This window comes from Reinekea forsetii (assembly GCF_002795845.1).
In the GTDB taxonomy this organism is placed as follows: Bacteria; Pseudomonadota; Gammaproteobacteria; order Pseudomonadales; family Natronospirillaceae; genus Reinekea; species Reinekea forsetii.
In genome coordinates, this window is sequence record NZ_CP011797.1 from 53,526 (window position 1) to 76,722 (window position 23,197).

General features: G+C 54.0%; 21 protein-coding genes. 12 read left to right on the forward strand and 9 right to left on the reverse strand.

Annotated elements, in window-relative coordinates; all coding sequences use genetic code 11:
• Positions 1 to 95: 95 nt before the first annotated feature.
• The 4 genes from metK to REIFOR_RS00315 all read right to left on the reverse strand — a co-directional run bounded on the left by metK (position 96) and on the right by REIFOR_RS00315 (position 4,298).
• The gene (metK, locus tag REIFOR_RS00300; RefSeq protein WP_100255657.1) at positions 96 to 1,250 is read right to left on the reverse strand and encodes a methionine adenosyltransferase; all 1,155 of its coding nucleotides are present in this window, start codon (positions 1,248 to 1,250) and stop codon (positions 96 to 98) included.
• Between the two features lie 26 nt (positions 1,251 to 1,276).
• Positions 1,277 to 2,209 (reverse strand): ArsR/SmtB family transcription factor, encoded by a 933-nt coding sequence (locus tag REIFOR_RS00305; protein WP_100255658.1) that lies wholly within the window; start codon positions 2,207 to 2,209, stop codon positions 1,277 to 1,279.
• Positions 2,210 to 2,360: 151 nt separating this feature from the next.
• Positions 2,361 to 3,473 (reverse strand): Gfo/Idh/MocA family protein, encoded by a 1,113-nt coding sequence (locus REIFOR_RS00310; protein WP_100255659.1) that lies wholly within the window; start codon positions 3,471 to 3,473, stop codon positions 2,361 to 2,363.
• 78 nt (positions 3,474 to 3,551) lie between these two features.
• Positions 3,552 to 4,298, reverse strand: a complete 747-nt coding sequence (locus REIFOR_RS00315) for a GntR family transcriptional regulator (protein WP_227003723.1) — start codon at positions 4,296 to 4,298, stop codon at positions 3,552 to 3,554.
• Positions 4,299 to 4,630: 332 nt separating this feature from the next.
• Between REIFOR_RS00315 and REIFOR_RS00325 the strand changes: the two genes are divergently transcribed.
• The 3 genes from REIFOR_RS00325 to REIFOR_RS00335 all read left to right on the forward strand — a co-directional run bounded on the left by REIFOR_RS00325 (position 4,631) and on the right by REIFOR_RS00335 (position 7,616).
• Positions 4,631 to 5,161 (forward strand): TRAP transporter small permease, encoded by a 531-nt coding sequence (locus tag REIFOR_RS00325; RefSeq protein ID WP_100255662.1) that lies wholly within the window; start codon positions 4,631 to 4,633, stop codon positions 5,159 to 5,161.
• 6 nt (positions 5,162 to 5,167) lie between these two features.
• Positions 5,168 to 6,454: a TRAP transporter large permease gene (locus REIFOR_RS00330; RefSeq protein ID WP_100255663.1), complete on the forward strand. Its 1,287-nt coding sequence runs from the start codon at positions 5,168 to 5,170 to the stop codon at positions 6,452 to 6,454.
• An 85-nt stretch (positions 6,455 to 6,539) separates the two neighbouring features.
• Positions 6,540 to 7,616: a TRAP transporter substrate-binding protein gene (locus REIFOR_RS00335; RefSeq protein WP_100255664.1), complete on the forward strand. Its 1,077-nt coding sequence runs from the start codon at positions 6,540 to 6,542 to the stop codon at positions 7,614 to 7,616.
• Between the two features lie 120 nt (positions 7,617 to 7,736).
• On the opposite strand, the gene REIFOR_RS00340 is transcribed toward REIFOR_RS00335, so the two are convergent.
• On the reverse strand, positions 7,737 to 8,339 hold the full coding sequence (locus tag REIFOR_RS00340; RefSeq protein ID WP_100255665.1) for a pentapeptide repeat-containing protein: 603 nt from the start codon (positions 8,337 to 8,339) through the stop codon (positions 7,737 to 7,739).
• A gap of 196 nt (positions 8,340 to 8,535) precedes the next feature.
• On the opposite strand from REIFOR_RS00340, the gene REIFOR_RS00345 reads away from it, so the two are divergent.
• Complete coding sequence (locus tag REIFOR_RS00345) at positions 8,536 to 8,970, forward strand: DUF3010 family protein (protein ID WP_100255666.1); 435 nt, start codon at positions 8,536 to 8,538, stop codon at positions 8,968 to 8,970.
• Here REIFOR_RS00345 and REIFOR_RS00350 read toward each other — a convergent pair.
• Entirely contained in the window at positions 8,967 to 9,947 is a 981-nt protein-coding gene (locus REIFOR_RS00350) for a YeiH family protein (RefSeq protein ID WP_100255667.1), read from the reverse strand. The genes REIFOR_RS00345 and REIFOR_RS00350 overlap by 4 nt on opposite strands.
• A gap of 92 nt (positions 9,948 to 10,039) precedes the next feature.
• On the opposite strand from REIFOR_RS00350, the gene REIFOR_RS00355 reads away from it, so the two are divergent.
• The 3 genes from REIFOR_RS00355 to tkt all read left to right on the forward strand — a co-directional run bounded on the left by REIFOR_RS00355 (position 10,040) and on the right by tkt (position 14,217).
• Positions 10,040 to 10,918: a LysR substrate-binding domain-containing protein gene (locus REIFOR_RS00355; protein WP_100255668.1), complete on the forward strand. Its 879-nt coding sequence runs from the start codon at positions 10,040 to 10,042 to the stop codon at positions 10,916 to 10,918.
• A gap of 123 nt (positions 10,919 to 11,041) precedes the next feature.
• On the forward strand, positions 11,042 to 12,022 hold the full coding sequence (locus REIFOR_RS00360; RefSeq protein ID WP_100255669.1) for a TauD/TfdA family dioxygenase: 981 nt from the start codon (positions 11,042 to 11,044) through the stop codon (positions 12,020 to 12,022).
• Between the two features lie 203 nt (positions 12,023 to 12,225).
• Positions 12,226 to 14,217, forward strand: a complete 1,992-nt coding sequence (gene tkt / locus REIFOR_RS00365) for a transketolase (RefSeq protein ID WP_100255670.1) — start codon at positions 12,226 to 12,228, stop codon at positions 14,215 to 14,217.
• A 112-nt stretch (positions 14,218 to 14,329) separates the two neighbouring features.
• Here tkt and REIFOR_RS00370 read toward each other — a convergent pair whose 3' ends face one another.
• Positions 14,330 to 14,497 (reverse strand): zinc ribbon domain-containing protein, encoded by a 168-nt coding sequence (locus REIFOR_RS00370; RefSeq protein WP_264371426.1) that lies wholly within the window; start codon positions 14,495 to 14,497, stop codon positions 14,330 to 14,332.
• A 293-nt stretch (positions 14,498 to 14,790) separates the two neighbouring features.
• On the opposite strand from REIFOR_RS00370, the gene REIFOR_RS00375 reads away from it, so the two are divergent.
• From REIFOR_RS00375 to REIFOR_RS00395, 5 genes are all read left to right on the forward strand, one after another.
• Entirely contained in the window at positions 14,791 to 15,789 is a 999-nt protein-coding gene (locus REIFOR_RS00375; RefSeq protein ID WP_100255671.1) for a BMP family lipoprotein, read from the forward strand.
• Between the two features lie 140 nt (positions 15,790 to 15,929).
• Complete coding sequence (locus REIFOR_RS00380) at positions 15,930 to 17,507, forward strand: ABC transporter ATP-binding protein (RefSeq protein ID WP_100255672.1); 1,578 nt, start codon at positions 15,930 to 15,932, stop codon at positions 17,505 to 17,507.
• Positions 17,504 to 18,625, forward strand: coding sequence for an ABC transporter permease (locus tag REIFOR_RS00385; RefSeq protein WP_100255673.1), 1,122 nt, complete (start codon positions 17,504 to 17,506; stop codon positions 18,623 to 18,625). The genes REIFOR_RS00380 and REIFOR_RS00385 overlap by 4 nt, the downstream gene beginning before the upstream one ends.
• 3 nt (positions 18,626 to 18,628) lie before the next feature.
• Positions 18,629 to 19,615 (forward strand): ABC transporter permease, encoded by a 987-nt coding sequence (locus REIFOR_RS00390; RefSeq protein ID WP_100255674.1) that lies wholly within the window; start codon positions 18,629 to 18,631, stop codon positions 19,613 to 19,615.
• Between the two features lie 148 nt (positions 19,616 to 19,763).
• Positions 19,764 to 20,699 carry an isopenicillin N synthase family dioxygenase gene (locus REIFOR_RS00395; protein WP_100255675.1) on the forward strand — a complete coding sequence of 312 codons (936 nt, stop codon included), beginning with the start codon at positions 19,764 to 19,766 and terminating at the stop codon, positions 20,697 to 20,699.
• 641 nt (positions 20,700 to 21,340) lie between these two features.
• Here REIFOR_RS00395 and rho read toward each other — a convergent pair.
• Together rho and trxA are read right to left on the reverse strand one after the other, a co-directional pair.
• Entirely contained in the window at positions 21,341 to 22,597 is a 1,257-nt protein-coding gene (gene rho, locus REIFOR_RS00400) for a transcription termination factor Rho (RefSeq protein ID WP_100255676.1), read from the reverse strand.
• Positions 22,598 to 22,749: 152 nt separating this feature from the next.
• Complete coding sequence (gene trxA, locus REIFOR_RS00405; protein WP_100255677.1) at positions 22,750 to 23,076, reverse strand: thioredoxin TrxA; 327 nt, start codon at positions 23,074 to 23,076, stop codon at positions 22,750 to 22,752.
• Positions 23,077 to 23,197: the final 121 nt, after the last annotated feature.

Consider the following 23,197-nt stretch of genomic DNA (forward strand, 5'->3'; position numbering starts at 1 on the left):
GAGATTTCGGTGATGGGCCGGCCTCTGGCGCAACCCATCTATATGGACGTTCTGGACGGTGAGTCCAGCATGCTGGCGCGAGTCGCGCGCAAAAATTAGAGCCCGGCGCCACTTTTTAGGGCGTCGACCTTATCGGTATTTTCCCAGCTAAAGCCGGCACGACCGAAGTGGCCGTAGGCCGCGGTCGGACGGTAGATTGGCCGGCGCAGGTCGAGCATCTCGATAATGCCGCGCGGGCGCAGGTCGAAGTTATCGCGCACCAGTTGGGCGATGAGCGTTTCGCTGACCTTGTTGGTGCCGAAGGTATTGATCGAGATGGAGGTCGGTTCGGCGACCCCAATGGCATAAGAGACCTGAATTTCACAGCGGTCGGCTAGGCCGGCCGCGACGATGTTTTTCGCCACGTAGCGCACGGCATAGGCGGCCGAACGGTCGACCTTAGACGGATCCTTGCCCGAGAAGGCACCGCCACCGTGACGGGCCATGCCGCCATAGGTATCGACAATAATCTTTCGCCCGGTTAGGCCACAGTCACCCACTGGGCCGCCGATAACAAAGTTACCGGTCGGGTTGATATGGTATTGGGTATCTTTGTGCAGCCACTGCGTCGGTAACACCTCTTTAATAATAGTCTCCATCACCGCTTCGCGCAGATCGGACAAAGCAATATCCGGATTGTGCTGGGTTGATAGCACCACCGCGTCGATGGCCACCGGCTTGCCGTGCTCGTAGCGCAGCGTCACCTGAGATTTGGCATCGGGGCGCAGCCAAGGCAGAACACCTTTCTTGCGTAACTTGGCCTGTTGCTCGACCAGTCGATGGGCATAAAAGATCGGCGCGGGCATCAGACTGTCGGTTTCATTGGTGGCATAACCGAACATCAGACCCTGGTCACCAGCACCGAGATCCTTGTCGCCCGCCTCATCGACACCGACGGCGATATCGTGTGATTGCTTGCCGATCGCGTTGAGCACGGCGCAGGAGGCACCGTCGAAGCCCACATCGGAGGAGTCATAGCCGATATCGAGAATGACACCGCGCACAATATCTTCCAGATCGACGTAGGTCGAGGTGCGCACCTCGCCGGCAATGACCGCCATGCCAGTTTTGACCAGCGTTTCCACCGCCACTCGGGCGTGGGGGTCGGCACCGATAATGGCATCGAGAATGGCATCGGATATCTGGTCGGCCATCTTATCGGGATGGCCTTCTGAGACGCTTTCCGAGGTGAAAAGACTGTATTCGCTCATGGGTTGTTCCTTAGTTCGTAAGTCGGTCAAACGTTACGGTAGACTTGGGTTTGCACCTGAAAGCCATTTCGCAACGCTAAAAATCGTGTTTGATCGTGCGCCAGACCGTGTCGGCCCGCCCACTGATGTAATTCTTCCGGTTCAAAACCTAGCCACTGGTCACCACATTGGTCACGCGCCCACTCCTGATCGTGCCGACACAGATCGGTTACGATCAGCACACCGTTGGGATTAAGCAACAGGGCGCATTGGGCAATCTCTGCCTCGGGCATCGGCACATGGTGCAAAACCATGTTATAGAAAATGATATCGAACCGATCCGCCTGCCCGAGCAGGGTATCGGTATTGCCTTCGATCAGTTCAACGGACGAGCCGTGCCCCAAATGATCCGTTGCTTGCGCCAACATGACCGGCGAAATATCGACACCGACGACCAGCTGAAAGCGCTGAGCTAAGGCCTTAAGAAACTCGCCTTTGCCGGGGCCGACTTCCAGGACCCGCTCGTGCGGCGAGCGCTGAAGGCTGTCCAACAGCTGCAGTGCCTCTGGCCCGTAATGCTCAAACAGCACGATGCGCTCCTGGTGCAGAACAAACTCGTTGGCATGCTCAACAAAAAACTGCCGTGCGCGAGTCAACCGCTCGGCGCGAATACGCTGCTGCTGAGCCAGTACTGGCTCGGGTAAGGGCTGCTGATCCAATTCACGAAACAGTTGCTGTTGGACATTGAGCGCATCCCCGAGCGAGCGGCGATAATAGATACTATTGCCCTCGCGTCGGCTGTCGACCCAGCCGGCCTTACTTAAAACCTTAAGGTGGTGACTCATGCCCGACTGTTTCACATCGAGCATTTCACTCAATTCCAGCACCCCATAGGCGCTGCTGCCGAGCAATTGCAGCACGGTTAGCCGGGTTGGGTCACTGATGGCTTTAAAAAACGCCGCGTAATCGGATAGGTTCATGGAGGAGACGATAGCAGTGCTTGATGTTTTCCTCAAGATCTATATCAATATATTTTGATATAGATCTTGAGGGCCCCTGTATAGCGAGCCTAGGGGGAGGCTTAGAGCCTGCGGCGAGGGCTCGGCCCCTAGCCGTCGAGACCCGTCGGCGCTATTCGAAATGCCAGCCATCGTTGCTTATTGCGACCGCGAGACCGGTGGCAATCGACTGTTGGGCGGCCAAACCGAGCACGACGGCCTTGAGCCCATCGGCGACCGATACCTCGACAGCTTGACCGTCGGTAATGGCCCGATAAAAGCCCAGGTGCTGGTAGTAGGTCGAGCCATTGTGATCGCCTGCGGCCAGCAGGGTCGGGTCGACCGGTATCGAGGTGATCACTGGGCCGCTCGGCTGACGGGGACTGAATACCAGCTGTGGAGTGGGTGCAGGACCCAACTCGGTATTCCAAAACCGGCCCGGTCCGGGCACCGAGGCTTCCAACTTACCCCGTTCGCCAAGCGCACAGAGCTCTTCTTGATAGCGCGAGCCCTCGGCAAACATACACAGTTCCAATAGGGCCCGTTGACCGTTGGCAAAATCCACTATGACGTAGGCATTATCGAGGATATCCGGTGCCTGGCCGTCATAGCGTTCGTCGAGATGGTTGACGTCGATGCCGCCGGAGGCGAAGACTCGAATCGCTTCACTCTGGGACTGCAAACGCATCAGATCGAAAAAATGACAGCATTTTTCAACCAAAGTGCCACCAGTGTTTTTATTAAACCGGTTCCAGTCGCCGACCTTGGTCAGGAAGGGGAAGCGATGCTCGCGCACGCTGAACTGTCGGGTCACGCCGTGCGCGCCGCTGCGAATCTGGCCCAGTAGGGCGGCCACCGGCGGCATATAGCGGTATTCCATGGCAACCCAGAGCGGTGCGCGGTGACCAGCCGCTGCCTGGCGTATGCGCTCGATATCCTCGCGACAGGTGACCAACGGCTTTTCCACCAGAACGGGTAAGTCGGTCTGGGCCAGTACCGCCAAGAGTTGCTCGGCGTGCATAAAGTTGGGGCTGGCGATGACCAGGGCATCCAGGTCTGGCGCCGCCAATAAGGTCTCGATCGACGCTTCGAAGCGGACCTCGGGCACCAGCGCCAAGATCCGTTGTTGCATTTCAGGGTCCGGCTCATAGACCGCACGTACACTGGCCTGGGGCAGTAGCTGAATATTGCGAATGTGCTCTTGGCCCATCATGCCGCAACCGATGATTCCATAGCCTAAGGTCATAAAGTGCTCCATGTGCTAACGCAGTGTGTTGGATCGGGGTCTAGTTAAGGGCCTCTCCGCCTGGCTGAGTCGTCCCACTTAGGACATCCTTGAGACGTAATGGCAGATGGCCGGGTTAAACCAGGTGCGGGAGTACTCTTCGACACGGTCATCAGCGGACCAGCTGAGCCGCTCTATCCAGCCCAAGGCGCTAGCGGGTGGTAAATCGAGTATGGTTGCAGCCCAATCTGTCGCCGGAAAAACGCGCAGACGATCCTCAACCCGGCTGATCCAGAAGCCAAAATGCTCGCGATAATGTCGATACAGGGACTCATCCAGTTCGGCTGCGCTGAGCGTTTCAGCATGCGCGGCGCGGACCCACATTTCTTCCGCCGCGATCGCGCTCTGGTTCAAGAAGCGCTTGCGTTCAATGCGCCAAAAAAGCGTATCGGCGGGGCAACTAAAACGTTCAGCGACTTCTGTGTTGGCTTCTTTGCGCACAGCCAGGGTTTGGGCGTGTGGTGTGCCACCACCGTCCAGTAGCTCCAAGCGAAAGAGTTGATAGACCGCTTCTCGTGCGGGCCGTTTGACATAGGTTCCGGAGCCCTGCCGACGCTCTACCAGGCCGTCATTCTCGAGTAAAGCCAGGGCTTTCCGCAGCGTTCCGACAGCGACCTTCAGTTCAACCGCCAGATCGGCCTCGATTGGCAGTCGTTCCCCTTCGCGCCAATGGCCGGCATTAATTTCCCTTAAGAGCAGTTCACTGACCTGAACGTACATGGGTCGTCGTTTACCCTGACGGGCGCCGAAGTCGGCATTAATTCTCTCGCTAATCTGGTTGCTCAATGCACTACTTCCTTCAAACGTGGATCAGTCTGGTGAGCGCTATCGTATCATATTAGAAGACCCTGATTTTAATGAATTCATCTATAATTGATTTACATCAGCATCATACATTGCTAGTGTTATCTGGCAAGAAAAAAGTAAATCAATGATAGATGATAACGAAAATTATAGGTTCTTGGCTTCACTGTATTCATCCAGGCAGCCCAATCGGTATCAACAGACCATCGCAATGCCACCGACCATTGGGTTTCGGCTTGCGTGGTAACCGGCCAATAACAATAAGAATAATAGGGACTCAATATGCCATGCGCGCTTAATTTGGTCGTCCAGCCATGACCGCCCTGCACTGGGTACACAGCAGGTTGGAACGCTTTAATAGAATGCTAATGACCATCAGTGCCAATATGGCTTGGGTATTGGTCGCGCTGATGGTGCTCACTATTTTGTTACAAGTGTTTTGTCGCTATGTCCTAAACAGTGCGCTGCCATGGCCCGAAGAGGTCGCCCGTGCCTTTATGATCTGGATGATGGCGTTGGTGGCGGCGCAGGCTTATCACAACGGATCCTTTGTGGCGATCGATATGCTGCATGAGATGATGCCTCCCGCCCTGGCCCGACTGTTGAAGCTGTTGCTCTTGGTGATCGCCGCCCTGGTCCTGTTTCGGCTCTTTACCCTAGGCTTAGAATTTTTTGAACGCGGTTTTCGTACTCGCGCTGCATCGTTCAAATTGCCTCGTGCCTGGATCTATCTGGCGATGCCAGTCTGTTTCGGCACCATGTTGTTGGTCAATATTGAACTGATCTTGAAAAATCTTCTGGGCCTCGCCGCGCCGACCCCTTATCAAGCACCCACTGGAGATTAGCCGCCGATGTTAACGCTATTTTTGCCGCTCTTTCTGTTGGTTCTGCTGCTCGGCCTGCCGGTGTTCTTTGCCACCCTGTTTGCGCCCGGTCTGATGCTATTGTTGAGTGACATGGGTCGCGACGTGCCAATGCTGTTTCGCAATATCTACAACGGCATCGACTCATTTCCGCTGATGGCTATTCCCTTCTTTATGCTCGCCGGCGAGGTCATGAATCGGGGCGGCATTACCATTCGCCTGGTGAACCTATCGCAGGTCTTTATCGGTCATGTCCGCGGTGGCCTGGCCCACGTCAATATAATGTCCAGCATGTTGTTTGCAGGCATGTCGGGCTCAGCCGTGGCCGACACGTCCGCGCTCGGCTCGATGCTGATCCCGGCGATGGAAAAAAATGGCTATAGCCGCCGTTTTGCGGCCGCCATTACTGCGGCCAGCTCGGTGATTGGCCCGATTATCCCGCCTTCGGGCATTATGATTATCTACGCTTACACCATGGAGGTGTCGGTCGCGGCGCTTTTCGCCGCGGGCGTCATACCCGGGCTATTAATCGGCTTAGGCCTGATGGCGGTAACCGCTCTGCTGGCGAAAAAACATAACTTCCCCGTTGCGCGTGAAAAAGCCAGTTGGCAAGAAAAGGGTGCGGCGACCAAGGCCGCCTTCTTGCCCTTGCTGACGCCCATTATCATTCTGGGTGGCATTCTATTTGGGGTTTTCACGCCCACCGAAGCCTCAGCCATCGCCGTCGGTTATGCCCTTGTGCTCAGTATTTGGGTGATGAAAACGGTCAAACTGTCGGATCTGCCGCAAATATTCACCCGGTCGGCGATGTCCTCGGCCGCGGTCCTACTTATCGTTGGCGCCGCCATTGCCTTTAAAACGGTGGTGAGTTTATCGCACTCTGCCGAAGACCTGGCCAACTGGGTGCTGGCAATCAGCGATAACGCCCTCATTCTGCTCTTTGCCATCAATATACTGCTCTTTGTTGTCGGTATGTTTCTCGACGCCGGGCCAGCTATCATTATATTGGGTCCCATTTTGGCACCGATTTTTATCCAGCTGGGCATCGATCCAGTTCACTTTGCAATCATTATGAGTGTCAACCTGACGGTGGGCCTGGCGACACCGCCCATGGGCTTAGTGTTGTTCGTCGCATCGAGTGTTTCCGGTGAACGGGTTGAGTCGATCGCCAAGGCCATCTTGCCGTTTCTGGCCGTTGAATTTCTGATGATATTTTTAATTACTTACTTTCCCGCTATTTCTATGACCATTCCGAGATTTCTTGGTTTGGCCTAGGTAAAAGGCGCGGTCGAAAGGCCGCTACCGAGCAACACCCTGTAAGAGCAAGGCTCACTACAACAACAACAAAGAGGCAAACTCCATGAATGTAGAGCACAAAATGTTGGCCAAGAAACTCGCCGGTGGCCTGGCGGTTGCGGCACTAACCCTATCGATCGGCATCGCTCATGCGGCCGACTTTAACTTACGGGCCGTCGCAAATTCCAACGAAAACGATGAAGACTATGACGGTCTGGTGGTCTTTAAAGACTTTGTTGAAGCCCATTCCAATGGCAAGATATCGGTTGATCTCTTTATCGGAACCCAACTCTGTGCCAATGGCACCGAATGTCTGCAAGCCTTAGAGGACGGTTCGGTTGATATCTATATTTCCACCTCCGGTGGCGCAGCGAACATGTTCCCCTATGTTCAGGTCCTCGACTTACCCTATCTGTTACGTGACGACCGCATCGCCGAAGCCGTTTTAAGTGGCGACTTTGTGCGCGAAATGCGCGCCGATATCCTGGCCGACTCTGACGACAGCATTCGCCTGATGACCATTGGCAATACCGGTGGCTGGCGCAACTTTGCCAACACCAAACGCCAAGTGCAGCAGCCAAGCGATCTAAAAGGCTTGAAGATACGCACCGTGGTTGCCGATTTGCCGCAAGAATTGGTTAGGGCCATGGGCGCCAGCCCAACGCCGATCCCTTGGCCAGAACTGTACACCTCGTTTCAAACGGGTGTAGTGGAAGGGTCGAAAAATGGCATTACCGATATCATGGGTATGAAGTTCACTGAGGCGGGTCTGAAATATGTCACCCTCGATGGCCACGCCTATATGGCAGCTCTGTGGTATATGAATAACGAGGCCTTCTTGGATATGCCCGAAGACTTACGCCGCGTGATCGTGGACGGTTTTAATGCCTTACAGCAAGCCACCTTTGCCTCACCGAAGCGTAAATCGATTCAGGCCTACCAGGACTTTAATAAGGCTGGCGGCAGTCTGTATGTGCCCACGCCCGCTGAAAAAGAGCAGTTCAAGGCAGCAGCGATGCCGGTTTACAGCTGGTTTGAAAAGAACGTCAAGTCTGGTGGTAAGTACTATGACTTGCTCGTCTCTGAAGCGACTAAGGCCGAGCAGGCGATCGCAGAAAACTATAAGTCGGATTTGCAGTAATAGTACAAACGATGGTGCACAGCAGGTCGGCCCGATAACTGGCCGGCCGGAGCACAGCGCATAACACCGATCAACCAAGTATGCTTTACCCGTGGCGTAGCCTCGGGTTTTTTTTGCGTCTCAGTCGAGCAATTCGATATCCAAACTTTCCAGCAAACAGACGGCCTCGAGCCGGCTGAACTTTGCCTGTTTAATATTGGTGTGGTTCAGGTCGATATAGTAGTTCTCGGCGTTTTCAAACGACACGCCACTGAGGTTGGCGCCATTGAAGAGACTATTGGCGAAATCCGATCCGGAAAAATCACCCTGGCTGAAGTTGCCCTCGCGAAAATCCACATCATGGACCTTACAGTCTTCAATAATAAGATCGGCCAGATGCAAACCATAGAACGATGAGTCGTTGAGCAGCGAATTGTGAAATGAGATTGGAGCCGGCAATGAAAGATTCGGCCAGGCGGCCTTGGTCCAGTCGACGCCGATAATCTTGCTGTCCCTAAAGGCGACGTCCATAAACCGGCTGTAACTCATGTTGACGACACTCAAGTTGCAGCTGACAAATTCACATTCAATAAATTTGCAATTCTTGAAGGTGACGCTATCGAAGCGGCACTCCTTAAAAACGCAGCCATCGAATTCTTTAAAACTGAGCGTCTCATTGGACAGGTCGAGACCGACGAAGGTTAGCGACAGATATTCGCTCGTGCTATCAAGAGGGTTTGGCATAGCAAGACGGTTCGGATGTGAAGTGAAGCCAAAGCTTACCCGACCAACCTGGCCTTTCCAAGCGTCTGCGACGGCCCCACCATGAGATCAATTCGTGCGCAGCGCAACTATTCTGCCAGAGAGGTGAAGATCGATCACCTACCTAGGCCAAGACCGGCTATAATCGCCGGATTGACAACGGGATTGAAGGATAAGTATGAAAGTCTGTGGCGTAGAATTAAAAGGCAGCGAAGCGATTATCAGTTTAGTAGGCTACGACCAGGGCGCCTTTCAAGTGCCCGATTGTCGTCAGCGCTTGTTCACCGTGTCTCAATCTGAGGATACCGACGCGATTCGCCAATTTCAGTTTGCCTTTAAAAAGCTACTGGAGGATTACCATATTGATGAGGTTGTGATCCTGCGACGTGAACAGAAGGGCAAGTTTGCCGGCAGTTCCACCAGCTTTAAGTTAGAAGCGGCCATTCAGCTAATCGGCCTACCGGTTTCGGTGCTGGCCACGGCCCAGGTCAAGGAGCAATTCAAGGCGGCGCCGCCCTCGACCGACTTCGGCGGTTTGGAGCTGAAGAAATTTCAACAACCGGCCTTTAATGCCGCCTATGCTTTTCTCAATATGAAGTTGAATCAACGCTAGTAAAGTAACTGATGGACCACCAGCCCACCGCCGAGCAAGAGCACAAACAGCAATGCGGACAAGATCAGTGGCTTGGCCCCAGCCTGGCGTAGGGCCGCAAAGCGCGTTTGCAGACCCAGCGCCGTCATCGCCAAAATCAACGCGAGCTGCGCGCTAACTTGTAGTGCATGGCGCAGCGCGGCGGGTAAGTCAATCAGGCTGTTTAACGTCACCATGGCGATAAAGCCAAAGACAAACCAGGGCCAGGGTATCGCCGCCGACGGTCCATTGGCTGTTCCGATCTGAGTGCGCTGATAGAGCCAGCCGATCAGCACGACAACCGGCGCCAGCATCATGACCCGCATCAACTTGGTAATTAGGGCGCTGTTCATGGCGGCAGCATCGATCGCCTGGCCCGCGGCAACCGCCTGGGCGACCTCATGCACGGTACTGCCGATATAGACGCCGAAATTGGCACTGCTGAGCCCGGTCAGGCTAAAAATCAATGGATAGCAAAACAGCGCCAGGGTACCAAAGACCACAACGGTAGCCACCGCCACGCTGACATCCTGCTGCTTGGCCTTTAATACCGGCTCGGTCGCGAGAATGGCGGCGGCCCCGCACACGGCGCTGCCGACCGAGGTCAGAATGGTCGCCTCACGGCTCATTCCGAGGACCCTGACACCGACCCAATAGCCAACCGACAGTACCGAGCCAATCACCACCAGATCGAGCACGGCGGCCTGCCAACCAACTGCTATCAGTTGTTGTAAGGTCAGATGACTGCCAAAGAGAATAATGCCAATGCGTAAAAGACGTTTTTTACTGAAGGCGAGCACCTGCTCGCTGCGCGTCGACCAGGCCGGGGTAAACCCATTGCCCACTAGGATGCCCAGTCCGATGGCCATGGGCAGGGCGCCCAAACCAAGATGGCGGGCCCACGTCAGTTGCGCCAAGCCATAGGCGATAGCGCCAATCAGGGGGAGCAGAATCCACATTCGCAGCGTCCAGTGCATTTAGACCTGTACTGTACCGCCTGATTTTAGTTAAATATATTGGATATAACTTAACCCAAGCATTAGAAAAACTTATGAATGTTAGCTTGAGACAGTTACAGCTTTTCGCTGCCATCGCCCGCTTGGATTCCCTGACCGCCGCCGCTGATGAGCAAGCCATCAGTCAGTCAGCAGCCAGCCAGTCGTTGAAAGAGCTCGAACGCCAACTGGGCTATGACCTGTTCCGCAAAATCGGCCGCACGTTGACCCTGACCGAGGCTGGGCAACAGGCCTTGCCGAAAATCCTTCAGGTGTTGATTCACCTGGACAGCTTGGCCTTTCCACAGGCGGATTTTATTGGCGGCAAGCTGCGCGTCAGTGCCAGCGAAACCATAGCCTCCTATCTGATGCCCAAGCTATTGGCCGGCTTTATTGCCAACTACCCGCTAGTCGAGCCCGAGCTCTCGATCCATAACAGTGACGGTGTGATTGAGCGGGTTACCAGCGGCCTAGCGAGTATCGGTTTTATCGAAGGCCCGACATCGGCAACTGGCGTGTCGATAAATCGCTGGCGGGAAGATCAACTCAAGGTGTTCTGCCGGCCCGATGCACAGTGGCTGAAGTTGGCCAAGGTGCCGGAAGGTGAATGGTCGACTCTGCCGTGGATCGTGCGTGAAAGGGGATCGGGCACCCGCGCAGTCTTCGATCAAGCCTTTGCCCAGCGCCAGGAAACGCCGCGCATTCGCCTCGCGTTGAACCGTCAGGAGGCGATCAAGCAGTCGGTTCGGGCCGGTCTGGGTATCGGCTGCCTGTCCGAGTTGGCCCTGGTCGATGAGCTGACAACAGGCACGCTGGTCGAGCTGCCCACCGTACTGCAATTAAAACGCACCTTTGCCATCGTGCATCTGGACAAGGTGGCCCTGACACCGCTGGTCCATCGGTTTACCGATTTTGCCCAGCATTGGCGTCCCTAAGCATCAAAAGGCGACTTATTTTAAGTCGAATCCTACAGCATTGATTTACATCATGACGTTTCATTGCTAAGGTTGGCCTACGATCTATTCATATACTATTGATGTATCTTTGCGAGGCAGAGCATGACCCTAATCATTGGCAAGATAGCGCAGCAGAAACAGGTCAATGGCCGTGATTTTCCTCTGGTCATTCTTCCGCCGAATGCCGCCGTGGCCAGTGAAAAGTCTGCTTTTCAAGAGTGGATGGCCGATCATCGCGCAGAGCTGCACGCCAAGTTGATCGATCACGGCGCCCTGCTGTTCCGTGGCTTTCCCGTCACCGATGCCGAAGGCTTCGAAGCGATGCTGGATCAGACGGCTTATCAAAACATGCCCTATGTCGGCGGCGCCGCACCGCGAACCCAGGTAACCCAGTCGCGTATCGTGACTGCGAATGAATCGCCGGCGACGGAAACGATCCCGTTTCACCACGAGATGGCCCAGACGCCTCATCCACCCGGCTATATCTTTTTCTATTGCGATATAGCGCCCGAAACCGGGGGTGCGACATCCATCCTGCATTCGGCAGAAATCTGTTCTGCCTTTTTTGACGTGGATACCGACTATGCCGAGAAAATTGAGCGTGAGGGTGTGCGCTATATCCGGGTAATGCCTGCGGTCACTGATACCCAATCGCCAATTGGGCGATCCTGGCAGGAAACCTTTAAGGTCGAGACACGGGCCCAGTGCGAGCAGGTACTGCTGGAACACAAGATGACTTGGGCCTGGCTCGATAACGACGAGCTGCGCACCGAATCGCAAACGCTGCCGGCGATCCGTTTTGATAACGAAAGCCAGCAGAAAACCTTTTTCAATTCCATTCTGGCCGTCTACACCGGCTGGGACGACGCGCGTAATGTCGCCAATAAGGCGGTGGTGAGTTGTGACGGCGAAGTCATGGACGCCCAAGTCATGGCTAAAACGGTCCAGCGGATGGCGCAGCTGTGCGTTAACTTCAGTTGGCACAGTCAGGATGTGTTGTTCCTCAACAACCACACGGTGTTGCATGCACGTCAACCCTTTACCGGGCAACGACGGATTCTCGCCTCGATTGCCTACAAGTAAGGCTTATGCCCTGTAAGGGGCTTCGCCGCGACTAACCAGAGCCAATTAGCATAAAACCGCGAATGTGCCTACAAAAAGTGCCCTTTTCTGCCGAAAAGGGGGCATTCTGCTTTGCCTCGCCGCCTCCTTTCTGGGACAATCCGCCGCTCTAATTATCAATGCTGTCAACGTCAATCACTCCCTATTCTGAGGAAAGAGTAAAGATGCCTTCACGCAGTGAACTTGCCAATGCGATTCGTGCCCTGAGCATGGATGCCGTTCAAAAAGCCAAATCCGGTCACCCAGGTGCACCCATGGGTATGGCCGATATCGCCCAGGTACTTTGGGCCGACTATTTACAACACAATCCGGCTAACCCGAAGTGGTTTAACCGAGATCGTTTTGTGTTGTCAAACGGCCACGGCTCGATGTTGCACTACTCATTGCTGCACCTGAGTGGTTACGATCTGACCATTGATGATCTGAAGAATTTTCGTCAACTGCATTCGCGCACGCCAGGTCATCCTGAATACGGCTATACACCCGGCGTTGAAACCACTACTGGGCCCTTGGGTCAGGGTATCGCCAATGCTGTTGGTATGGCGATGGCGGAAAAGGTTTTGGCCGCGCAGTTTAACCGCCCAGGACATGAGGTTGTCGATCACAACACCTACGTCTTTCTTGGCGACGGTTGCATGATGGAAGGCGTTTCCCACGAAGTCAGTTCGCTGGCCGGCACCTTGGGTCTGGGTAAGCTGATTGCCTTTTATGACGACAATGGCATTTCAATCGATGGCGAAGTGGAAGGTTGGTTTACCGATGACACGGTCAAACGCTTCGAAGCCTATGGCTGGCAGGTGATCCCGCGGGTCAATGGCCACGATGCAGAAGAAATTCATCAAGCGATTGCTACCGCCAAGGCCAATTCCGACCAGCCAACGCTGATTTGCTGCAAGACCATTATTGGTTTTGGCTCACCGAACAAAGAAGGTAAGGAAGATTGCCACGGCGCGCCGCTCGGCGATGATGAAATAGCCCTGACTCGAGCTCGGCTCGGTTGGACGGCAGCACCTTTTGAGATTCCAACACCGATTAAATCGGCTTGGGATGCAACGGCACCGGGTGCCCAGCGCGAAGCCGCGTGGGATGAACGCTTTGAGGCCTATCGAGCAGCTTTTCCTGAGTTAGCCGATGAGTTTGCGCGCCGTATGCAGGGTCAATTGCCGGCCAGTTTTGGCAGCGATTCCGCAGCCTTTATCGCTGCGGTCAACACCAAGGGTGAGACCATCGCCAGCCGTAAGGCATCGCAGAACTCTATTGAAGCCCTAGCGCCGCACTTGCCGGAGCTCTTTGGCGGTTCGGCTGACTTAGCCGCGTCCAACCTAACCCTGTGGAGTGGTGCGCAGGGCATTAGCAGTGCGGATCCCTCGGGTAACTACTGTTACTACGGTGTGCGTGAATTCGGTATGTCCGCCATCATGAACGGCATCAGCGTACACGGTGGCTTGAAGCCCTATGGTGCGACCTTCTTTATCTTTATGGAATATGCCCGTAACGCGATTCGTATGGCCGCTATCATGAAGCAGCCGGTGATTCATGTGTATACCCACGATTCCATCGGTCTGGGCGAAGATGGTCCGACTCACCAGCCGGTTGAACAGCTGGCGGCCATGCGCGCCACACCGAACCTGCACACCTGGCGTCCAGCCGATGCGGTTGAAAGTGCCGTGGCCTGGGTCGCGGCGATTGAAAGCACCGAAACCCCAACGGCGTTGGTGTTTTCACGCCAAAACCTGGCTCACTCGGTGCGCACGGCTGAGCAGCTAAGCAATATTCGTAAGGGGGCCTATGTATTGCGTGCGCCTCAGGCTCCGGCCGACCTGGTATTGATTAGTACCGGCTCAGAAGTCACCTTGGCGCTCGAAGCGGCCGAGGTGCTAAGTGCCCAAGGTAAAAACGTCCAGGTCGTCTCGATGCCTTGTACCACGGTATTTGATGCCCAAGATTCAGCCTACCAAGAGTCGGTCTTGCCGACCGGTGTGAAGCGCTTTGCTATCGAAGCGGCAACCAAGGATTTCTGGTATAAGTATGTGGGTCTGGAGGGCGGCATTATCGGAATGTCCAGCTTCGGTGAGTCGGCGCCCGCCGGTGAGCTGTTCAAGCATTTTGGCATCAGCTCGGCGGCCCTGGTCGCGCTAGTTGAGGCTAAACTCTAAGCCTGCCTGAGCCCTTCCCACCCCAGCCAGTTTGGCTGCGCGGTGGGTAGGCTTGATTATAGACCCCACCATTCGCTCTATCTTTGCCTCCCTGTCGCCACCCCGGGCGGGATCAACGCGTCTGTGCCCCGCCTTTTAAGGGTTCGATAAGCTCGGCTTCAAGATGAACGACACGGCCTTTACTGACCAGTTGTTGGCACTGGTTGCAGACGTAATCGCGGCAACCGCAAGCGACCAAGACCTCAAGCGGCTGTTGGCAGTCTGGACACAGATAAGTCATCTTTCCTCTCCTGTATTTAACTCTAAAAAGCATAGTGAATTGAACTGCATCTGCTCTGATATGCATCAACAGCAGGCGAGTATCTGTATCAAAATAGTGCCGCAATCAATGTTAACCCGTTGTTAACGAAACCCCTCTCTGTCAGTGTCAGCAGGGTGTAACTGTGTATAATGAAAAAGTAACAAGGTTCATGTCTTGACCGGAAGGTCAGGATTGCTTAAGGTGGTAGTGATTCCGCCCATAAGTTGCGCCGAGCGTAACGAAAACCAAAATAATATTAGAGGGGATTTTCCATGAAAGCATTATTAACGCTTGCTGCTTCGGCGGTTATCGGTTTATCTGCATCTGCGATTGCCGCAGATTTTGCGCCGGCTGTAATTTATGACACCGCGGGTAAATTTGATAAGTCCTTTAACGAAGATGTATTCCGCAATGGCGCAGAACAATTCGTTAAGGACAAGGGTATTCAGGTTCGTGAGTTTGAACCTCAGAACGAAGAGCAGCGTGAGCAAGGTTTGCGTCGCTTAGCCAGCCGTGGCCAAAGCCCGATTGTTGCGGTAGGTTTCAGTTTTGGCAGTTCAGTGGAAAAAGTTGCGGCCGAATTCCCGGACAGCCAATTTGTGATCATCGATTCGGTGGTTGACCTGCCCAACGTCCAGTCCATTGTTTTTGCTGAGCACGAAGGTTCTTTCCTCGTCGGTGCCTTAGCGGCGATGAAGTCAGAGTCGGGCACCGCAGGCTTTATCGGTGGCGTAAATATTCCATTGATTCAGAAGTTCTCGTGCGGTTTTGAGCAGGGCTTTAAACATATCAACAAGAATGGCACCGTCTATTCAGAAATGATCTCAACCGACTTCTCTGGCTTTAACGATCCAGCCGGTGGTTCAGAGCTGGCGAAAAGCCAGATCTCTAAAGGCGCTGATGTACTCTTTGCAGCAGCCGGCGGCAGCGGTAGCGGCGTTTACCAAGCGGCGAAAGACGCGGGTAAGTACGCTATCGGCGTCGACTCCAACCAAAACTATCTGATGCCGGGTACCATGTTAACTTCTATGGTTAAGAAGGTCGGACTGGCCAGCTATGAAAGCTGGGAAGCAGCTCAGGCTGGTACTTGGACGGGTGGCGTCAAGGTTCTCGATTTGGCCGCTGGCGGTGTCGATTACGCCATGGACGAGTTCAATGCGTCATTGGTAACCGCCGATATGAAGACCAAGGTAGACGCCATTAAGGCCGATATCATCTCCGGTAAGATCAAGGTTCATGATTACATGACCACTGACAGCTGCAGTTACTAAGCTCTAGCAGCTTCGAAGCGGACACAAACAGTCGTTTGTGCCCGCTTCGCACCTTATAACACCCAAGAATTCTCTATAGTTTCGGCGGCATTGATGCAGCCAGAATTAAATACTTTCCAATTATAAACATCAGGTGAGCCATGACCGCTCAGACAGCTGGTACTGCGCAACTCGCCATCGAATTACGCGGAATAGACAAGCGTTTCGGTGCTGTGCACGCGAATAAGTATATCGATCTTCAGGTTGAGAAAGGCACCATCCACGGCATAGTGGGTGAAAACGGCGCCGGGAAATCGACCCTGATGAGCATCATCTACGGTTTTTATGAGGCCGATGAAGGCCAAATATACATCGATGGCCAGCAAACTCGCATTTCTGACTCTAAAGCGGCCATCAGCGCCGGCATCGGCATGGTGCATCAACATTTCATGTTGATTCAGAACTTCACGGCACTGGAAAACGTCATACTTGGCGCCGAAGGCGGCATGTTGTTGAATGTCAGCATGGCCAAGGCGCGCGCCGAGCTAGAACGCTTGGCGCGCGAATATGGCCTAGATGTGCCCTTGGATATACCGGTCGAACGGCTGTCTGTTGGTTTGCAGCAGCGCATTGAAATACTCAAGGCGCTCTATCGCGGCGCGCGTATTTTGATCCTCGACGAGCCCACCGGTGTGTTAACGCCGCAGGAAACAGAACACCTGTTTAAGGTTTTGGCCGCGCTAAAAGAACAGGGTACAACGGTCATGTTGATTACCCACAAATTGCAGGAAATTATGGCCGCGACCGACAATGTTAGCGTGATGCGCCGTGGTGAAATGGTTGCCCATGTGGTGACGAGCGAAACCAGTCGTGAGCAGTTGGCTGAACTGATGGTCGGGCGCAAGGTGTTACTCCAGGTTGATAAGGGAGAGGCCAACCCAGGCAAGGTGCTATTGCAGGTGGATAAGCTGTCGTGGCGTGACCCGAGTGGCGTATTGCGCCTGGATCAGGTGAATTTAACCGTACGCGCGGGTGAGATTGTCGGCATCGCCGGGGTGAGCGGTAACGGTCAGTCCGAGCTGCTCGATGTCCTATCCGGTATTCGACCCTTGCAACAGGGCAGCATCACCCTAAATGGGCATCAAATCACCAACCTGGAGCCGGTTAACCCGGCCCAGGTTCGGCAGTACAAGGTCGGTCATATACCGGAAGACCGCCATAAGATGGGTCTGATCAACAGTTTTGCCGCCGATGAGGCCTTTGTACTCGGGTATCACCGCAAGGCCGAGTACAACCACCGACTCATGACCAAGCGCGAGGCCATTACCGCCGATTGTGCCGAGAAAATGGCCAAGTGGGATGTTCGCCCGCAGGATCCAGCCCTAAAAACGGCCAACTTCTCCGGGGGTAATCAACAGAAGCTGGTCATTGCTCGAGAAATGGAGCAAAACCCGGACATTCTATTAGTGGGTCAACCCACGCGTGGGGTCGATATCGGTGCCATCGAAGCGATTCACCAGCAAATTATCGGTATGCGCGACGCGGATAAGGCCGTGCTGTTAGTGTCGGTCGAATTGGAAGAGATCATGAGTTTAGCCGACCGTATTCTGGTGATGTTCGATGGCAAGATTGTCGGCGAAATTCCGGCTCAAATGGCCACCGAAACCATGCTGGGGCTAATGATGGCCAATATCCTGCCCGATGAAGTCAGGCAGTTGCAGAGCGGAGCGCAGTCATGAGCCAGGCGAGAATTCCAGGCTGGATCTATGTTGTGGTGATCCCGTTGATTAATATTTTTCTGGCTGCCCTGGCCGCGGCCTTTGTCTTCTGGTACATCGACGTCAGTCCAATAGAGGCCGTTGTCGCCATGGCTAGGGGCGCATTTGGTGATTCTTATGGCCTAGGCTACACGCTCTACTATACCACCAGCTTTATCTTCACCGGTCTCGCCGTTGCCGTGGCATTCCATTGCGGCCTGTTTAATATTGGAGTCGAAGGACAAGCCTATATGGGCGCTTTGGGCCTAGGCCTGGTCTGCCTGTATCTCGGCGGCAAGATTCCCTTTATTCTGTTGCTACCTCTAAGTATCACCGCCGCGGGCCTGTTTGGTGGCCTATGGACGCTGATACCCGCCTGGTTGCAGGGCTACCGTGGATCGCACATCGTGATTACCACCATTATGTTTAACTTTATCGCCACGGCGGTGATGAGTTATCTGCTGGTCGAGGTGTTGAAGCCTAAGGGCAGTATGTCGGTTGAGAGTGCCGTGTTCGATCCAGCCAGTTGGTTGCCGAAGATGTATGAGGTGTTTGCTTATTTCGGCTTCTCCATTTTGCGCTCGCCCCTCAATGTGTCTATTTTTTGGGCCTTGCTGTGCACCGTTGCCGTCTACTTCTTTATCTGGCGCAGCCGCTGGGGGTATGAGATTAGAGCCCTCGGTCAGAACGCCAGCGCAGCGGAATACGCCGGTATTTCACCCGGGCGCACCATTATTATGGCGATGATGGTCTCTGGTATCTTGGCCGGCTTTTTTGCCCTCAATGTTGTTCAGGGCGAAGCCCATCAAATAAAATTCGGCCTGGTAAACGGCATGGGTTTCACTGGCATTGCGGTGGCCTTAATGGGCCGTAATCATCCCTTCGGTATCGTGTTGGCCAGTTTACTCTTTGGTTTTCTGTATCAGGGTGGCAGTGAATTGCAGTTTGAATACGGCGTTGACCCGCGGATCATCATTATCCTCCAGGGCTTGGTGATTCTGTTTTCCGGTGCACTGGAACATATGATGAAACACCCGATCGAGCGGGCATACCTTGCCCTAAGCCAAAAGTTCCAGCAACAAACCGTGGCGGAGGGCTGATCTATGGATACCTTTAACAGCCTAATCTTGATCCTCGATGCCACCCTGCGAGTCGCCACACCATTGATTTTCGCCGCCCTGGCCGGGATGTTCTCGGAGCGTGCCGGTATTGTTAACATCGCCTTGGAAGGCAAAATCTTGGCCAGTGCCTTTGGCGGCGCAGCCGCGGCCTATGTGACTAACTCGCCTTGGCTGGGCCTGGTGGCGGGCGTTGCGGTGGGTATCGTGTTTGGTCTGATGCATGCTTTCGCCACCGTGACCCATAACGGTGACCAGGTCGTGTCGGGCATGGCGTTAAATATTCTGGCTGCCGGTTTGACCGCTGCCTTAGGCAACTACTGGTTTCGTCAGGGCGGTAACACGCCGAACCTGGTCGATCAGGTCAATGGCATTGATGCGCGTTTCAACCCAATAACCCTGCCCTTTGCCGATCAGCTCGCCGATGTGCCGATTATCGGTGGCCTCTATTCTGAGCTGTTAAGCGGTCACTTTATTCTAGTCTATCTTGCGCTGGTGGCCGTGCCGGCCTGTTGGTGGCTGATGTTTCGCACGCGTTTCGGTTTGCGCCTACGGGCAGTGGGCGAGAACCCATCGGCGGTCGATACGGCGGGCATATCGGTCGTCAAGATGCGCTATCTTGCTCTCATTATCTGCGGCGCCATGGCAGGTCTGGCGGGCGTGTATCTGTCGGTGGCGGTCACAGCGCAATTTATTCCCAATATGAGTGCCGGTAAGGGCTATATGGCCTTAGCTGCCTTGATTTTTGGCAAGTGGCATCCGCGTGGCGCGCTGCTGGCCTGTCTGATGTTCGGTATTTTGCAGGCGATTGCCGATCGGTCCCAGGGCGCGACCCTGGGTGGCTTTGCGATACCGGTACAGCTCATTGAAGCCCTGCCCTATATTCTCACCGTGGTACTACTCGGTGGCTTTATCGGTAAGGCGGTGGCGCCTAAGGCGATTGGCAAGGCCTACACCAAAGAACGTGAATAGTACGGCCCCCATCATGGTGCAATCGCACTAAGCGATTGCGCCATGGCTTAAGTATTTTGCCAGCATCCAAGGCCTGATTTGGGCAACGCTGAAGTAAGCCCGCTGAAGGTAGTCCCGGCGGGTGCTATTTTCTTGTGAGGATAGACCCATGCACCAAAGCACTATTCCAGTACTCGACCTATCGAGATTTCAGCATGACAAGGACGCTTTCGTTGCCGATCTCGGCGCCGCGTATCAGGCCTGGGGTTTTGCCGGCATCACGCACCATGGCATTGATACGGTGGTGATTCGAGATGCGTTGGCGGCCAGCGCCGAGTTTTTCAGCCTGCCCGACGCCGCCAAGAAACAATACTTTTATGACAATGGCGGCACCCGCGGCTATACCCCTTTCGGAACCGAAATTGCGAAAAATGCCACTTTCGTGGATATGAAAGAATTCTGGCATGTCGGTCGCGATATCACCGGCACACCGCCTTTCCCCCAATTAACGGCCAATGTTTGGCCCATCGAAGTACCGGCGTTCAAACCGGCGATGCAGGCCCTGTTTATTGCCTTAGATCGAATGGCCAACGAGTTGTTGCAAGCCTTCGCCCTATTCTTGGGTGAAGCCGAAGACTACTTTTTAAACCGCGTTCAATGGGGTAATTCGATCCTTCGGCCCCTGCATTACCCGCCCATCACCGATCCGAGCCTACCCAATGTTCGTGCCGGTGCGCATGAAGATATAAACCTGATCACGCTCTTAGTTGGCTCTGAACAAGAGGGTCTGGAGGTGTTGAGCAACACCGGCGAATGGACGGGTATTTCGATGATTGAGGGCACCATCATCTGTAATGTCGGGGATATGCTGCAGCGTCTGTGCAACCATCGCTTGCCGTCAACTACCCACCGAGTGGTTAATCCTAAGGGGCCGGCCGGAAAGATCTCGCGTTATTCGATCCCGTTTTTTGTCCATCCCAATCCGGATATGTCACTCGACGCCCTGCCGCAATGCGTCTCCGCCGAAAACCCGAAACGCGACGAAGCGATTCTGGCGCACGACTATCTGATGCAACGCTTACGTGAAATTGGTTTGGTGAAGTAGATAAGGCTGGCGCTGATTCGTGTTTGGCATCCTTGGGTAATGGCCGTTGGAGAAAGAAAGGCCTTGAGACACAAAAAAGCACCACTAGGGTGCTTTTCGGGGGTTGTTAAGGGGTTTTAATTGCGCTTACGCGCACCAATGCCCGGCCTGAAGCTGAGCTTCAGTCATAAAACCTCTATAAGCCTCCCGTTAAGGGAGGTTTATTGCGCCATGGCGCACCGATGCCCGGCCTGAAGCTGAGCTTCAGTCATAAAACCTCTATAAGCCTCCCGTTAAGGGAGGTTTATTGCGCCATGGCGCACCGATGCCCGGCCTGAAGCTGAGCTTCAGTCATAAAACCTCTATAAGCCTCCCGTTAAGGGAGGTTTATTGCGCCATGGCGCACCGATGCCCGGCCTGAAGCTGAGCTTCAGTCATAAAACCTCTATAAGCCTCCCGTTAAGGGAGGTTTATTGCGCCATGGCGCACCGATGCCCGGCCTGAAGCTGAGCTTCAGTCATAAAACCTCTATAAGCCTCCCGTTAAGGGAGGTTTATTGCGCCATGGCGCACCGATGCCCGGCCTGAAGCTGAGCTTCAGTCATAAAACCTCTATAAGCCTCCCGTTAAGGGAGGTTTATTGCGCCATGGCGCACCGAGGTTTTATCCCTTCATGCTCTTGAAGAATTCGTCGTTGCTTTTGGTTTGCTTGAGCTTACCAATGAGGAATTCTATCGCGGCGACGTCTTCCATCTCGGCTAGCAGTTTGCGCAAAATCCACATACGTTGCAGTTCCGACGCAGAGGTCAGGCGTTCTTCACGACGGGTGCCGGAACGGCGAATGTTGATCGATGGGAAGATGCGCTTCTCGGCAATTTTACGATCCAAATGCACTTCCATGTTGCCGGTGCCTTTGAATTCTTCGTAAATCACTTCATCCATCTTCGAGCCAGTATCGACCAGCGCTGTCGCGATAATGGTGAGAGAGCCACCTTCTTCGATATTACGCGCCGCACCAAAGAAACGCTTTGGACGTTCTAGGGCGTTGGCGTCAACACCACCAGTGAGTACCTTGCCGGAGCTCGGTACAATGGTGTTGTAGGCGCGCGCTAAACGGGTTATGGAGTCGAGCAAAATAATTACGTCGGCCTTGTGTTCAACCAAGCGCTTAGCCTTTTCGATCACCATTTCGGCGACTTGAACGTGACGCGCGGGTGGCTCATCGAAGGTCGATGCAATCACTTCGCCGCGCACCGAGCGTTGCATCTCGGTCACTTCTTCTGGGCGTTCGTCGATCAGCAGCACCATCAGATGGGCGTCCGGGCAAGCTCGTGAAATTGCCTGCGCGACGTTTTGCAACATGATGGTTTTACCGGCCTTGGGCGGTGATACGATCAAACCCCGTTGGCCTTTACCGATCGGCGACGCCAAGTCCAGAATTCGTCCGGCCATGTCTTCAGTCGCACCATTGCCGGATTCCAGCGTCATACGCTCATCTGGAAACAGCGGGGTGAGATTCTCAAACAAGATTTTATTTTTCGCGTTTTCCAAAGGCTCAAAGTTGATCTTATCAACTTTCAACAATGCGAAATAACGTTCACCCTCTTTCGGTGGCCGAATCTTACCTTCTATGGTATCGCCGGTACGCAAATTAAAGCGCCGAATCTGACTCGGTGAGACATAAATGTCGTCTGGGCCGGCCAAATAGGATGCGGTTGCGGAACGTAAAAAGCCGAAGCCGTCCTGCAAAATCTCGAGCACACCGTCACCGTAAATGTCTTCACCACTTTTGGAATGACGTTTGAGTATGCTAAATATTAAATCCTGCTTTCGCGTTCGGTTGATGTTTTCACAACCCATTTCTTTGGCAAGGTCTAACAGTTCGGGTACAGCTTTAGTTTTTAAGTCGCTCAGATTCATAGATTATAGGCTTGACGTGGGACGAGCTCAGAGGCTCTGGGGTTGGATTGAGGGGGTTTTTTTTGTTCGATTAACGAACAATATAGGCGCTGTTTCAGGAGGTGTCCAGAACTTATTTGAAATTAGGCGCCCTAGGCGCCTAACCCCAAGGATCAACTATTGCTTTGGATGAATTCAAGCAATTGGGATTTTGACAAGGCGCCAACCTTAGTCGCGGCGACTTCGCCACCCTTAAAAATCATTAGCGTTGGGATGCCTCGGATGCCATATTTAGGCGGCGTATTTGGATTGTCGTCGATGTTTAACTTAGCGACAACCAGCTTTCCGGCGTATTCGTCAGCAACTTCTTCGAGCACGGGTGCAATCATTTTGCACGGGCCACACCATTCAGCCCAGTAGTCGACCAATACGGGATGTTCGTTACGTAGTACGTCGTTTTCGAAGCTGTCATCGGTCACACTAAGGATATTTTCGCTCATTGGGCAATAGATTCTTTAAGGAGTGAGTAACTCAGTTTACGGATTCACATCGATCTGTCCAACCTTTGAATCGAAAAACTGTGGGACGCTGTAGGGGTCTTTTTGGCACAATGGCCTGTCA

Excerpts from the sequence above, each read along its gene's own strand:
- REIFOR_RS00345 (WP_100255666.1), top strand. The coding sequence starts at position 8,536 with ATGAAAGTCTGTGGCGTAGAATTAAAAGGCAGCGAAGCGATTATCAGT.
- REIFOR_RS00380 (WP_100255672.1), top strand. The coding sequence starts at position 15,930 with ATGACCGCTCAGACAGCTGGTACTGCGCAACTCGCCATCGAATTACGC.
- REIFOR_RS00370 (WP_264371426.1), bottom strand. The coding sequence starts at position 14,497 with ATGACTTATCTGTGTCCAGACTGCCAACAGCCGCTTGAGGTCTTGGTC.
- REIFOR_RS00330 (WP_100255663.1), top strand. The coding sequence starts at position 5,168 with ATGTTAACGCTATTTTTGCCGCTCTTTCTGTTGGTTCTGCTGCTCGGC.
- REIFOR_RS00360 (WP_100255669.1), top strand. The coding sequence starts at position 11,042 with ATGACCCTAATCATTGGCAAGATAGCGCAGCAGAAACAGGTCAATGGC.
- REIFOR_RS00325 (WP_100255662.1), top strand. The coding sequence starts at position 4,631 with ATGACCGCCCTGCACTGGGTACACAGCAGGTTGGAACGCTTTAATAGA.
- tkt (WP_100255670.1), top strand. The coding sequence starts at position 12,226 with ATGCCTTCACGCAGTGAACTTGCCAATGCGATTCGTGCCCTGAGCATG.
- REIFOR_RS00340 (WP_100255665.1), bottom strand. The coding sequence starts at position 8,339 with ATGCCAAACCCTCTTGATAGCACGAGCGAATATCTGTCGCTAACCTTC.
- REIFOR_RS00310 (WP_100255659.1), bottom strand. The coding sequence starts at position 3,473 with ATGACCTTAGGCTATGGAATCATCGGTTGCGGCATGATGGGCCAAGAG.
- REIFOR_RS00305 (WP_100255658.1), bottom strand. The coding sequence starts at position 2,209 with ATGAACCTATCCGATTACGCGGCGTTTTTTAAAGCCATCAGTGACCCA.
- REIFOR_RS00350 (WP_100255667.1), bottom strand. The coding sequence starts at position 9,947 with ATGTGGATTCTGCTCCCCCTGATTGGCGCTATCGCCTATGGCTTGGCG.
- REIFOR_RS00355 (WP_100255668.1), top strand. The coding sequence starts at position 10,040 with ATGAATGTTAGCTTGAGACAGTTACAGCTTTTCGCTGCCATCGCCCGC.
- REIFOR_RS00385 (WP_100255673.1), top strand. The coding sequence starts at position 17,504 with ATGAGCCAGGCGAGAATTCCAGGCTGGATCTATGTTGTGGTGATCCCG.
- REIFOR_RS00335 (WP_100255664.1), top strand. The coding sequence starts at position 6,540 with ATGAATGTAGAGCACAAAATGTTGGCCAAGAAACTCGCCGGTGGCCTG.
- REIFOR_RS00375 (WP_100255671.1), top strand. The coding sequence starts at position 14,791 with ATGAAAGCATTATTAACGCTTGCTGCTTCGGCGGTTATCGGTTTATCT.
- metK (WP_100255657.1), bottom strand. The coding sequence starts at position 1,250 with ATGAGCGAATACAGTCTTTTCACCTCGGAAAGCGTCTCAGAAGGCCAT.
- trxA (WP_100255677.1), bottom strand. The coding sequence starts at position 23,076 with ATGAGCGAAAATATCCTTAGTGTGACCGATGACAGCTTCGAAAACGAC.
- REIFOR_RS00390 (WP_100255674.1), top strand. The coding sequence starts at position 18,629 with ATGGATACCTTTAACAGCCTAATCTTGATCCTCGATGCCACCCTGCGA.
- REIFOR_RS00395 (WP_100255675.1), top strand. The coding sequence starts at position 19,764 with ATGCACCAAAGCACTATTCCAGTACTCGACCTATCGAGATTTCAGCAT.
- rho (WP_100255676.1), bottom strand. The coding sequence starts at position 22,597 with ATGAATCTGAGCGACTTAAAAACTAAAGCTGTACCCGAACTGTTAGAC.